This window comes from Marinomonas sp. ABL3_031, from assembly GCF_056161265.1.
In genome coordinates, this window is the sequence record NZ_JBSWYU010000017.1 from 1 (window position 1) to 14,019 (window position 14,019).

The 14,019-nt window shown below is 41.2% G+C and carries 11 protein-coding genes; all 11 read right to left on the minus strand.

What is annotated here, in order from left to right; translation table 11 throughout:
- Window positions 1–121: 121 nt before the first annotated feature.
- Window positions 122–892, minus strand: coding sequence for a TIM barrel protein (locus tag ACXAH2_RS15800; RefSeq protein WP_475079822.1), 771 nt, complete (start codon window positions 890–892; stop codon window positions 122–124).
- A 419-nt stretch (window positions 893–1,311) separates the two neighbouring features.
- A complete protein-coding gene (locus ACXAH2_RS15805) occupies window positions 1,312–2,367 on the minus strand; it encodes a lactonase family protein (RefSeq protein ID WP_475079823.1) in 1,056 nt (351 codons plus the stop codon).
- 492 nt (window positions 2,368–2,859) lie between these two features.
- Window positions 2,860–3,543: a response regulator gene (locus ACXAH2_RS15810; RefSeq protein ID WP_475079825.1), complete on the minus strand. Its 684-nt coding sequence runs from the start codon at window positions 3,541–3,543 to the stop codon at window positions 2,860–2,862.
- Between the two features lie 20 nt (window positions 3,544–3,563).
- Window positions 3,564–4,967, minus strand: a complete 1,404-nt coding sequence (locus tag ACXAH2_RS15815) for an ATP-binding protein (RefSeq protein WP_475079827.1) — start codon at window positions 4,965–4,967, stop codon at window positions 3,564–3,566.
- Window positions 4,964–5,770, minus strand: a complete 807-nt coding sequence (locus tag ACXAH2_RS15820) for a protein kinase domain-containing protein (RefSeq protein ID WP_475079829.1) — start codon at window positions 5,768–5,770, stop codon at window positions 4,964–4,966. Before ACXAH2_RS15820 ends, ACXAH2_RS15815 begins: the two co-directional genes overlap by 4 nt.
- 2 nt (window positions 5,771–5,772) lie before the next feature.
- Window positions 5,773–9,174, minus strand: coding sequence for a type VI secretion protein IcmF/TssM N-terminal domain-containing protein (locus ACXAH2_RS15825; protein ID WP_475079830.1), 3,402 nt, complete (start codon window positions 9,172–9,174; stop codon window positions 5,773–5,775).
- A 10-nt stretch (window positions 9,175–9,184) separates the two neighbouring features.
- On the minus strand, window positions 9,185–10,372 hold the full coding sequence (icmH, locus tag ACXAH2_RS15830; protein ID WP_475079832.1) for a type IVB secretion system protein IcmH/DotU: 1,188 nt from the start codon (window positions 10,370–10,372) through the stop codon (window positions 9,185–9,187).
- Between the two features lie 9 nt (window positions 10,373–10,381).
- Window positions 10,382–11,707, minus strand: coding sequence for a type VI secretion system baseplate subunit TssK (gene tssK / locus ACXAH2_RS15835; protein ID WP_475079833.1), 1,326 nt, complete (start codon window positions 11,705–11,707; stop codon window positions 10,382–10,384).
- Between the two features lie 15 nt (window positions 11,708–11,722).
- Window positions 11,723–12,196, minus strand: a complete 474-nt coding sequence (tssJ, locus tag ACXAH2_RS15840) for a type VI secretion system lipoprotein TssJ (RefSeq protein WP_475079835.1) — start codon at window positions 12,194–12,196, stop codon at window positions 11,723–11,725.
- Window positions 12,197–12,231: 35 nt separating this feature from the next.
- On the minus strand, window positions 12,232–13,257 hold the full coding sequence (locus ACXAH2_RS15845) for an FHA domain-containing protein (protein ID WP_475079837.1): 1,026 nt from the start codon (window positions 13,255–13,257) through the stop codon (window positions 12,232–12,234).
- Window positions 13,258–13,308: 51 nt separating this feature from the next.
- Entirely contained in the window at window positions 13,309–14,019 is a 711-nt protein-coding gene (locus tag ACXAH2_RS15850; protein ID WP_475079838.1) for a substrate-binding periplasmic protein, read from the minus strand.

Here is a 14,019-nt window from a genome sequence, read left to right on the forward strand (position 1 = left end):
GAAACTAAAAGGCCTGAGTCCGATAGAGTATCGGAATCAGGCCTTGAAAGCCGCTTAGAACAGAGTCCAACTTTATGGGGTCAGTTCAAATGGCGAGCTTTTTTAAAGACATTATCCGCTATTAATTAAAGGCTTTTTCAAAGCGCTCTAACGCCAGTGCGGAATCGCTGGATGGGAAGCCTTCAAAACCAATCACCCCTTTATAACCAATTTTACGCAGATGCTGAGCAATGGCTGGGTAGTTCATTTCCCCTGTGCCAGGTTCTTGACGACCAGGTACATCAGCAATTTGAATCTCTCCAATATGTGGCAAGTAACGTGTCAAAGAATCTAAAATATTACCTTCATCTATCTGTTGGTGATACAAATCCAACATCATTTTTAGGTTTGGATGATTCACTTCAGATACTAGGGTGAAAACGTCTTCCGCGGTCGCAAAAGGCGTCCCTGGGTGATCAACCTTAAGGTTAAGATTTTCCAGCACAAACATGACATCATTCTTCGCGCCGATCTCAGCAATCTCAGACAAGACTTTATACGCCTTAATCCAGTCTCGACCCGATACAACAAGACGCGGATTAACCGGCAAGCCTTTATTATCAAGACCAGTGCCATGCAAATTAAGACGAGGCACGCCTAATTTTTTGGCGGCAACAACCGATTCGTGAATGGTCGCGATTAAACGATCACTGTTCTCTAGGAAATCACCTTCAATGTAACCTGTCATGGATGAGAACTCGACACCTGTGGCCGCTAACGCATCGATATCATGATTGGTCCAATCCCATAACTCTGGCAGAAAACCCAGTCCAGAAATCTTCTTCACCCTTTCTACAATAGACAAGTCAGTGAACATGGTCTCTGAACAACAGGACAGAGTGAATTTTTCCATAGGTATTACCTCTTCTAAGCGTTTAACATCGTACAAAAAATTGTGACAATCGCTCATATGAAAAGATGCTTGAGGATCAAACTGCATGTCAGGTGGTTTATCAAAACCAAGATACCCAAAACACAGTGATGAACAAGCTGGCGCTATTACGACTAGTTTTCATATTTTTATTGTCATAGTGGTAACAAGCTACACTGGGTGCAAGCTGATTGCTGTCGAGTATGCAATCTTGAAGCAAATGAAGTCAATCATTTTGATATTATTTTTATCAAAAAGATAATTTAAAAACATACCATTCATATGGCATCAAGGCTTGCCCTCGAACAGAGGTTAAAAACTCTGTAACAATAGAGCTCAACAACGCCAAGATAACCATACTGATATCTTTTCTATAGATAATACCCTTCCACTCGTCATGTTTACTCTGTCACAATTGCCATTGCGTTGGGAACAGAAAGTATTTGACGGCGATACTGCAATTCTCCCGTCTCATTGTTGACATGAAAAACAGCCACCGTATTACTGGTACTGCCAGCGACGAGAGCCCAATGTCCACTACCATCAAGAACCATACTTCTTGCAATACTGCCACGCACAGGCTCCCGCTCCACCGGAGTGAGTGTTCCAAAAGTTTGGTCGATGCTAAATACGGAAACCTGATCAAAACCTCGACTTACTAGGTACAGAAATTCACCATTTGGATGAAGGCGAATGTCGGATACACTGTGCCAGGCCTCATGTTCAGCTTCTTTCGCGTTAATTTGGCTATCAAGGTAGTGTAACTTGCCTGTTTCTGGATCGATTTGATATCGACTTGCTCGAGAAACCAACTCATCACTGACAAAAGCCATATTGAGATCTTTATGAAAGATCATATTACGTGGCCCAGCGCCCTTAGGCGTTGCTACTTTTTGATGCAATGTAAGCTGCTGATTGTCTTCATCGATGGCGTGAACCCAAATGTGATCATTACCAAGATCAGGAACGTAGATTAAAGAAGAGCTGCGATCAAAACCTATCCAATGTGGGTGCGGTGATTTTTGGCGTACATGTTGACCATGACCTTCATGACGGGCAGTTGCAAATTCGCCTACTATCGCGCCGTGATCATCTAAACGATAAACACTGACCACACCACCACGATAGTAAGCAACAGCAAGATACTGACCATTTGGGCTAACCTCAATATGCACGCCTCCATTTGACTGTCCGCCGAGACGACTTTGCAAGGTTAAATTGCCAGCTTCATCGAACTGATAAGAACTCACACTGTTGTCAGTACTAGACCGATTAATAGAATAAATAACGTCTAACGTTGGGTGTTTAGTGATATAGGCCGAGTAAAGGTCATTGACGACTTGCCGAGCTTTAGAGACTTTACCAGTCAGGACATCCAATTGGCTAGCATAGATGCCATCAGCACCGGCGGCGACCCAAACATTTTTCGTTTCGGCAAGGCCTACCTGCGTAAACATTAGCAATAATCCGGCAAAAATAATTTTTAATGAGAATTTTCTTATCCCTAAAAACATATACGATCCTTAAACTATCATGTGTATTAGCGTTTTCGTTATGAAGGCTTGAGCCGACGATACGACCCTTAATTGTGCTTTAGCTTTAACAGCCGATACAAGCCTAGCCAGAGCTTTATACTTCGTTTTGCAGCCCAAACCAAGCCCTTCATTTATGCTCAATTTTAAAGGCACTAGACATGATATGTCCTCAAATAAATAGTGCTGAATTTCAGAAAAGTACAAAAGCGGAAAAGCGGAAAAGCTTACAATTTGAGAAAATCGAGAAAACGCCTGAAAGGCTTGATATAGAAGGGATAGAAAGAATTTAGAAAGGTGCAGAAACAAAAAAGGCACCATAAATGGTGCCCGGGACCGGAATAAATTTAAATCAACAAATAAATTTTTTGTAACACAAAAGTAAACTTAAAGTAAGCAACTACAGGCAACTGGTCTTTACTCACATTTGTAGCCCACACCGTATACTGTATGGATCAATTTTTCTCCATCACCGAGCTTTCTGCGCAGATTACGCATATGACTATCAATGGTTCTATCATTGATGATTCTATCATCATCATAACAGTGATCCATTAACGTTTCCCGAGAAAAAATACGTTTCGGCCGAGTCATCATAATATGCAATAGTTTCAGTTCAATTGGAGTAAGTTCTATTTCTAAGCCACTCACAAAACACTGATATTTTTCGATATCAATTGCAATATTTCGGTAGCTGATCAGGTTAGTTGGCTCTGTTTTATCAACAGCCTGATTCTTATTAAGTCGACGCAGAATCGCATTAACACGAGCCACGACCTCATTCGGTAAAAAGGGTTTACACACATAGTCATCCGCACCTATGTTTAAACCTTCTATACGATCTAATTCATCCACTCTAGCGGTAAGCATAATAATGGGAACATCATTCTCCATCGCTCTTAGCTGACGACAAATTTCGAAACCTCCCACCCCTGGAAGCATAACATCCAAAATCACGAGATCGGGGTTGCCCTTTGTTATCTCTCTAACAACATGGTCACCTGAATTGAATATCATTACCTCATAACCAAACTCTATAAGATAATCTGAAAGGATTTCAGCAATTTTATTTTCATCTTCTATGATGTATACGAGTAACATCCTTAATGAACCTATTCTTTTTAGCTTCTAGGCAACTCCACTATCACTTCCAAACCATCATATTTAGATGGTTTTGCAGTTATCGAGCCCTTATGAGCGCCTACAATATTTTTACAAATTGCCAAACCTAAACCGCCGCCTTTTTTAACACTGCTACGAGAACTGTCTTCCCTATAAAGCGGATCAAATAAATGCTTACAATTTCCTTTTGAGACACTAGGTGGCGAATCACTGACACTCAGTACAACCTTATCCTGATTCCAGTAAACAGAAACCTCGATCAGTCCCGGAGATGTCGTATAATCTAAAGAGTTAGTCAAAAGATTTTTACACAGCTGCAGTAACCGAGAACGATCGCCTGAGATTAATACAGATTTACCCACTAACGTCAACGTAAGGTCACGCTTCTCCGCCTTCAAACGCAGTGAATTCGTAGCCTCAGTTACAATTTCTAACAAATCTACTTGCTGAAACTCATATCTTAAGCCACCAATATCAGACAAAGACAATTCATAAATATCTTCCGTGAACTTACGCAAATGGTTCACTTCCTGTTCAATGGAACGCAAACGCTCCAAATTAAATGTACGAATGCCGTCTTTTATCGACTGAATTTCACCAGTTAATACTGTTAACGGCGTCCTCATATCATGAGAAATATTTGCCAACCATTGCTTTCGCGACCATTGTGTACTGTGCAAGGTGTAAGCTAAATAATCCACGTCACGCATTAATGCCCCCATTTCATCCTTGGAGGTTTCTTTTAAGCGTATGTCATAATTACCCTTTGAAATGCTGCCAATCGCTCCTATCAACCTTCTAATTGGTTTCAAAATAATCAGTGAAACTAAAAAAGACAGCACAATAGCAGCAGCAATGCTCACAATGGCCATTAGAAGACTTCTTTCCCATTGATGTTGAGAAACCTGAGTTTCTAAAGTAGTAGAAAAATGACGAGAAGGAATGCTGACAAGCGTTGCGATGACTTTTCCCTTATATTTTACTTCTACTTTAACAATAGACCGTTCTGGATTAATTAACTTTTCAGAACCTGCGATGAAATTCCCTTCAAGATCAAATAGAGCGGTTGGTGGTTTGGCTTTTTGTCCAGGAAGAATTTTAGGGCGATTCGGAGGTAACGGCCCCTTCTCACTGGGCAGTCGGCCAGGAAAACTTGAAATAATATCAGCGATCTCAGCTTTAGGCATTTGTTCAAGACGGTATCCTGATAGCTCGTACAAATCTATCAATTTAGGTTCTAACCTTTGTAATCGAGTCTGCTCCAATGCATTGGTATAATCAAAAAAACCTTGTTCATAACTCCAGCGAGCCAATATCAACATCGCAACAACAAGCACCAAGGTAGCGGATAACAGAACCACCATCAGCTTTTGAAAAAGGGTTAAGGTATCCCAAATTTTCATTGTTCCACCCCACATTTGGACAATTGCATTGCTTTATTAACCGCCATGAAATAGTTCATGATGGTATTTTCTATCTTTGCATCTAAAGCTAACTCTTTAAGTCCACCAGCTTCATAAAAATCCGCCATCAATGGCCACAAATCAGCCTCTCTTCTAAGCGATTCTGATGTCGTTGTAGTGCTAAACTGTGCTTCGATAAGCATGTAAATCATCACAAGTGCAGCAAACCTATCCTGATTCTTTACCGCACCCTGACTAATAACTGGATACTGAAAACTCGGAGTTAACTGAGTAATGTCGCGTTCAATCAGCGTACTTCCAAGGCGCCGAGTATTTGAAAAATCGATTAAGCTGATACCTTGTTCCTCATGATGAATTACATTGCTTGGCTTGATATCACCATGAACAAATTCTGCGGTATGTAATGACTCCAACTGAATAATAAATTGAGTAATGATGCCTCTCTGTTTATTTGTCGATAAGCTCGATGTTTGTAAAAGCTTATTAAGACTGATTCCCGGTACATAGCTTGTCACCAAGACCGTAAGCGGCCCTCGTCTTTCCAATGAGTAGCAACGCTGAGCACATAAATCGATACGGCCTAAACGCTGTAACCAAAGAGCTTCTCGTTGTAAACAATGCGTCTCTACCGGTGTTTTTGCTATCTTTACTCGAACCTTATGTTCATGGTTTTCTATCTCGCCATATTTCGCTGGATCCACATTCACGACATAGCAGGCTGAAGCAATTTTTTCTGCTACTGCAGAGGGAAAAACGGCATTAATACAATCCGTAAATAACATGTTCATAGCTTATCTGGCGGGATGATCCCATCAAAGAATCGTGGTGAAAAAGGCTGATCTTGTCCTTTCGATCTCACCTTCAAATCAACATAATTAGCGGCAGATTTATAGCGCCATGAAATATCCTCTGAGCCAACGATGGTCGCAGCTTTTATAAACTTAGAAAGCCTAAACCAACTCCATTGCCCCTTCGCCTTTGCACGCGTCACTGAACCTTTTTGATCTGTGGTTACTATGCTAATTTCCTGCACCTGATTACTGGGTATTGGCCAACTTTGTTCACGCCAAAATAAAGGTCCATTCTGATACTCAAAAAAACGTACATTAGATTCCAACGCAAATCGCGTCAGGCTGGGCGACATCCCTTCTGCTCGTAAGAAAAACTCAACCCCCAATTTATCATTGATAAAAAGCCCATTTTGCAAACGTTTGGCAGCCACCATAAAAGGCGCGTATTGCATTGATAAAGTCACGTACTGATGAGGTATAAAGCTTCGCAAATAGGTACTATCACTATCGGATGATTGCAGATATGAACGATATTTCTGCTGGAATGCATCTAAACGACCACCCACCTTAAAAAAACTCTCAAAATCGGCTAGTGATGCGTCAATATCTGAAGACTCTTTAAAGGGATATCGACTTGAAAACCTTTGTTGAAAATAACTCGCTAGCGGAGACCAGTCCTCATTAATAACCAAACGCATGGCATCTAAGGCGAGACGATTAATAGTTCTAGCCTGACCTTTGAGCATATAGGGCAAAATTGGGTCACTATAATCATCCGCCAGTTTTTCCATTTGCGCCAACACATTACTGGAATCGGTATTAATCAACTGCTCTAAGAAGTAACTGCCTCGCTGTTGAATTTCTTTCGACTTGGCTACCCAATCATGAGTTTGACTAAGATGATTTAGAGCAATATCCAGACGCGTTTGCCCTTCTTGATTGATCTCAACTAACTTGTGTAAAGAAAGAAAAGGGGAGCCAATAGACGTAGCCGTTCTGGCAATCGTACTATTTAATGAAGCCTGCGCTAACTTCTCTTTTTCATCTGCTAGTGATGCTTCCTCTTCCTTAGCCATTTCTTCAGGACCTTTTTTCACCAAATCGGTATTCAATAAAATGAGTTGGTAGAACTGAGAAATAGGAGAAAACACTTTATCCGCTGCTAATTCCAACTGAAGCTGGCTGTCTCCCCAAGAAGAAACGCTTGTCCAAGTCACATTAGAGGTAATGTCTTTCCAGTAGGTTATATAATCCGTAATGTAACGATCACGTAACTGACGATTTATTCGGTTCATTTCCGCATCGCCGCTAATTCGCCCCATCACACCTTGATAGGCTTGGATCGCCTCACTGGCTAACTCAAATCCAGTTTCTGCATAAAGATCTTCAAAGCCACGTCGAGTAAACAGATATGGCACAAGATAGCCAGTAAATCCTGGCGTAAACTGAAATACATCCGTGTAAGAAGGACTTAAGCCTTTACGAATGTCCACTCTGCGAGCAAATTTTGGATGTTGTAAAATATGTTGATACAAGAGTTCATTCAGGTCCTCAGACGAAAGGGAAGAGCGCACTAATGACAACAACTCAGAATCCGCTTGCGGAGGCACAGCCCCCGAAGTCAACACATCTTGGGCGAGCAGTTTAAAACGCTCGACCAATTCAACATCCCCCTCACCCTCTTCTTCAAGGGTAGAGATGTAATAGTCAATTAATGAGCTAACATCCGTTCGATTTGGGTTATAAAGAAGCTGATGATAATTAAGTAACTCGAGCGTTTTTACTTTGTCATCAAGGGAATTGTAAACAAACATATCTTTGAGGATATAATCTCGCATCAAGGTTAACAGAACATCATTTAATTCTTCGTAATACGACTGATGAACAAATCTCTCAATGCTGGAATCGGGTAACCATTTTGAAATATACCAAGGATGCTGGCTGACTTCGTATAGCTCATTGATTTCTCGCAATTCATAAAGACTGAATATGGGCGACGATAAATCATCCCGTACAATCACATCTTGCTTAAGGTTTTCCTTAAACCTTTCCAGGTTAGCAAAGGCATTATTATCTAAATTTTGTTGGAAATCATAATTGAGCTTGAGAAGCCAAATAAAACTGAAAAATAAAGAACTTAAGCCAAGAATCACACCGTATTTTAGTAAACGATACTGCCATTCTTTCTTTTTATGCACGCCCACTAATGCCGCTTCTTTGACAATATAATGCTTGAACACACTTTTACTAAACAAACTGAGACTGGAGTTTGTCCCCTGCGCTCCTTCTAACGATTCAAATCCTAAATCAGAAGCATGCATATAAGTAAGAATATCGGTTGATGCCGTTTCCCCACCAGCATTAATGAAGAAATAGCCTCTAAATCGAATCTCAATATCATCAAACTGATGCTGGCTAAAAGTAAGGGATAAAAAGTCTTCAATGTCATAACGCAATGCGGAAAGCTGAAACACACCAGACACAGAAGATTCTCGATATTCCGCATTAAGTTGTCGCTGTAATGACTCACTCAATGTTACGGATAAACGCGCTAACAAGTCATCAAAAGAACTGTCAAACCAGCCTTTGTCATAACCACTGCCATCGGCAATGGCGCGCAAGGAACCAAAGGCTTTTTCTCGTTCACTTTCATCTAATGTGGAAAACAGCTCACAAAGATCTCGGACACTAGACATTTCAGTAAATAGGCAATAAGCGGGCAGAGATAAGCCGGTTCGGGCATTTAAATCCGCTAAAATAGCTCGATATTGCTGACTCATATCATTGACAGCAATTTCATTTTGATTAATAAGATTGTTCAAACTAACAGAGCAAACCACACCATTAAATGCCTGGCGTGGACGCTTTTGTAAGACATGCTTATACAGCATATCCATACTTGCCGTAATCAGCTCCTTGTTATGACTCAAGTCTAAAGAAATTAATACAGCGTCATCGGCTACCCAAAAACGCAATGCCAACAAATCGTCTGGTATCGATTCTGAAGACTCAATGCTGTCGAAGCCCATTTGCTGCAACCACAACTGCTCTTTAGAGATACTTGGTGATATATGAATGTACCAAGGAACAGCATAAGGATTGGACGCTAATTGTCGGTGTTTCTTTTGAATCTGGGCTAAACGTGTTTTGACAATACGCTCTCGCCAATCACTCATTTTCTTCTTGTCTTTATCCACTTTTGGTCGACGTAGGAATGCGTAAAAAGCAACTGTCAATACGACGACAGAAACGAAAAACACACTCGCTTCAGTAATAACAAGCCATAAAGGAGAAAACAGTAACCAGCCAACATACCAAACAATGGCTGCTACAATCAGACTCGTTAATAGGCCCAAACTCAATGCCACTGCGATGGTTTTTTTCTTTCCTAACATCTTTAAAGGCCTACTCATTCTCGCTTAACATAAATGCATCTAAAATTCCGGCGGCACGCGCCGTTTTCAATCGTTGCGCAGCCAAGGTTCTACTGCTGTTTTCACTGATTACTCTAAACTTACCCTGCCAAGCATCAATCGTGGCATTAGGCAAATCCCGTTTATAAGTAGCAATAAATTGTTGAGCGTCACTGATTTTGTTGAATGTTGCCAATTGAATCACCCACAAGTCAGGCTGAGATAGGGAATCACTTGATAAAGACTGAACCTTTATTTCTGAAGCCTGCATCTCTTCATCCGTACTGTAATAGACATATTCCATATCTTGATCACTGGTCTGTCCATAGTAAGGCTCGGTGTAATCCGCTAACTGAATAAAAGGTAACCCTTTTTGCGGCAGGTTGATGTCATACCAATAAAAAGCAGCGCCCCAAGTAGCGGTAATGAGTAGAGCGAAAAAGAACAAGGCACGCCACAACGAAACCGGCTTACCAGGTTTAACGGATCTAGGGAATTCTGCGATGTCAGACACCATTAAAGGTAATCTTTCTGCCTCTGAAAAGGACCTTCCCTGTGCCAAAACAGTCTCTTCTAACCGTTTCATCAGAGCTTCCAATTGCTCTTTGCCATTCAGACGATAACGACCACGAAAGCCCATTTTCAACATGATATAAATAAGCTCTAGTAAATCAGCTAACAAAATAGGCTGTAATAAAGCACGCTCTGCCACCACATAAAATTGCTCACCACCGTTCTTGATACCAAATAATTCACTGACGATGGTCTGATTTTCCCATCCGGACGATTCGCCCCAAGAAGAATGGAGTATCTGCTCATCTAGCATAACAGCAAACAAAAAACAGGTTTTATCTGCTACAGATGGTGGATAATCAAGTTTAGCTACTTTGTATTTAAGGTCGGTTAACGCATTTTTAATGCCAGAACGAAAAGCAAACATATCCGTCGGACACTGCATTCTTTTAACCGCAATGGTTAACGATAAAAGCTCTGATCCCGCTTTTAAGATTCGATTCTCAAACAAGGAAGCGTTTTTTTGAGCGATGTTATAACGGGCATGATTTTTTAACGCATTAACCTTGTTCAAATGTATCGAAGCAGAATAAGATTCCGTTGCAGATTCTTGATTACCTGTGACAATCGCCAGAGTTTCTTCATCTAACAAGTCTTTCATACTCATAGCCAGTTCCTAACCCAACGCATAGAGCTTGATAGTTAAATCTGGAATACGACCGTCAACATGTAAGCCTATCGGTTCACGCTTCACTTTTAATTGACTCCAATATTCATGTGATGTATCGACTTCAAAATAAGCCACATCCGGCTGAGCTTTTAATTCACTTGGTGCCACCGGAAGCAAATGAATGCCAACCCCTGACTGACCATTACGAACCAAATCCGCAATTTGCGATAAGCCACTTAAAGTACAAGCACTGGGGAATATTTTATTAAGCGCCTGAGTACCAACTGGCGATTGCACCGACATAACAAAGCGTCGACCATCCATCTGATTCAAATTAGGAATGGATAAACGTAATAACCTACGGCGTTCAAACAGATTGTCATCCCAAACATACTCAGCAACATTATCACTTTGTACCATAGAGAGTTTTTCTCGTAGATCCGCAAAAACCCCAGAGAACACACTTCTTAAGTTATCTCGATTCAGTATTTTAGGAGCTTCCACGACAGCAGGTTTAAAGCTCTCTAGTTCACCTGAAAAAGCCAGTAACCCTTCATACAATTCTTCCACCCGTGTTTCAGGCTGCTCTATCGTGAGATGTAGCCACGGAATCCAACGGTTCAATGTTTGCAACCATAAAAATTCACGCATCAAACTAACATCACTTTTCGTTTGTTGTCCCCCCCCTATACGTTGCACAACGCTTTGCGCTCTAGACTCAGTGAGTATGTATAACTCCTTCATTCGCTCTTTAAGCAAGTGAGAAGCACCATATTGAATACAAGTAGGAATAAAACTTTTATCCAGTACCAAATCCCCCCCCTCACTGCACTCCAGTACTCGGGCAATTGGGATACACACTAATCCGGTGGTGTCTTCGCCTTCCAGCACCAAACGAATATTTGGGTCAGCGACCAGTGCTTCAATAGCACTTTGACTTTCATCACTCGCATCAAATAAGCTAATATTGCCAACCACATATCGGCGTTGATCCCCCTCACTACCGTACTCATTTTCACCATCTACCGCCAATGGCATGGCCAGAAAAATGCGTTTATTAAGCGTGCCTTCTGGAATATCAAGCAGTAACTCTTTCGAGCCGTCGAATAAAGTGCCATCTGGAAACACGCCACTGTAGCGAGTAACACTAAACTTCCCCAGCTTTAAATAATTCTGTTCAATATCAAGAGTGGACACACCAAAACAGCGTCCTTTAGATGTCAACGCATGATACTTTTGAACGTATTGTGTGAAATGGCGCTCTTGCTGTTGAAAATGCTGAGGGGCAATAAACATCCCCTCTTTCCAAACAACTTTACTATGATGTTTCAAATGGCGCTCCTTAAGCTAAAACGTCCACCATGACTCATTAATGGGCTGAGAAATATCAACCTTGTCCTGAGTAATAACTATGTATACCGGATAATTTTCCGGCTCTTCCACCAATGCAACAGTCGACTTTGCCATCGCTGTTTCGTAATTTGAAAATTCTACGAATACCGCTAAAAATTTTGCTTGCTGTTGCACATCTAAAGTCAATTTTCTTTGTTCACCGGGTAATACCGGCGATAAAGTATCGGAAGCAATAAGAGCACCTGCTAACACAGCTTGATCATTATTGTAGAGTTCCGTAAAACTGGCTTTCGAAAAATTACCTAAATCCGTCAGTTGGTAAATGCGTACCACCACCGTTCTGGCACTACCATCATCAAAAACATTGATGTCTTTTGTCGCTTCAAGATGCAATTCCACATTCAAAACAGGTTGAAAAGCACTTTTATTACTAGAACTGCACCCCGTACTAAGCGAAATAAAAGCCATGCTCAAAATAACCCCAAAAATCCGCAACATCGCTCTCATCGCTTATCTCTTAATTCTTCAAACAACAGCGCAGAAAACTGACGATAAAACTCACGTCGTTCGACCTTGCGATTAAACTGTTTCTTGAACAAAGACCAATATTTCTTATCCTTTTTTCCCCAACCGGAAAGGTAATCATTAAATTCATCTTCAAGATGCTCCGGATTAAGGTCATTCAAAAATTTATCCAAAGTGGATTCGATACAGGCCACCAAGTTGTCTCTGTCAACCGAGCTCGACAACGCCCTCTGTTGCTGTTCAATAATACTATTCAAACGGTTAATACTATTTTCCAAAGCCGCTACCTGAGCACTTTCTGATACCGCCAATGGCATGCTCGCAACTTTGTTGCCGCCTAATTCAGGTTTCGACGCTTCAACCATGACAATGTCTTCCAGTACATCATCATTCTCTTCTTGTTGATCCATGACCCAACGCTCGTCATCTTCGAAGGGATCAAAGTTATAGATATCTTCACCTATTACATTGTCAGCAGAGAAAGATTTATCCTCTTGTTTTCCTGTGGATTCTACTGACATTGTCTTATCAGACAGGGTGCTTTCGATCGATAAGGTGGCGTCGTTTTTATCTTGCAAAACTTCCTCTAGATTAAAAGGAGAGTCGACCGCTGCCCTCTCACTCGGTGTGGTCACCTTGCCCTGTGTAGGCACAGAGAGTCCCTCCTGATCGATAGCAAATAAAGATTCCATGTCACTGAATAACAGTATGTAAGCCCCCAAACGAATATTATCGCCATCACTCAAACGCTGCGCTTCCCCCTTGCCCAACATGACATCATTCACCATCACACCATTAGTGCTTCTGTCGATGATTTGAAAACCTCCTTGGGGATGAGGCAATACTTCAGCATGCACACGTGACAAAGTTCGTCCAAAATCAGGAAGCTGTATCGTGCATTCAAATGAACGACCTATTGTGCCCCCCACATCTGGCAAAGACACTTGCCTGCTGGCTACCTGCTCATTTTCTGGCAGTTCTATCAATTGGAAACTAACCGTCATATCGTTACTCTTTGTTTTAACCTTATACATTCCCTTAATTATGGGAATCGGCTAATAGCATTCCTCTAAAGATGCATTAAATTTTTCTAAAAACCCGGGATTGTCCACTAAAAAGTTTTTCGAAAAATGCATCATCAAGTCTTGCTTTTTCAACCTGATTTTTTTGAAGTAATCTAAAGGAATCCCTGCTTTTTTTAACGATTCTTCAAATACTCTTTCATATTCATAAGCCACATCTAAATCGCCTTGCCACAACATTTGTAATAAGGCATCGGCATCACGTGGCTTTTTAATTACATTGTAGCCATTTCTTTTTAAGAACAACCATTTACTCGTGTTAAATTTTGCACCGAAACGTAAATTATATTTAGCGGTTTCTTCTTCGACATTTTGTGTAACATTAGGCGCAATAAACCAAGCTAAATATTCAGAAACTACTGGTTCAGATGGCTGTGCATAGGTCGCTCTTTGACCATTAACAGAGCCTGAAAAAAAACCATCCATATGTCCTGTTTCGACCAATAGTTGCGCTTTATCCCATCGCATCACATGAATTTCGTATGGCTGCTTCAAGCGCTGCATTGAGCACTTCACACGATCAACGGCTACCCCACCGATTACGCCATTTTGGTCAACGCTTTGGTAAGGCGTCCAAATTTGGGTCGCAAGTTTTACCCGATCAAGCGCTAAGCTTGTTCCACTGACCACTAGGAGCAAAACCGCTAATGCGGCTCGCTCCATTTTGGATTTGAGTCTAAACAC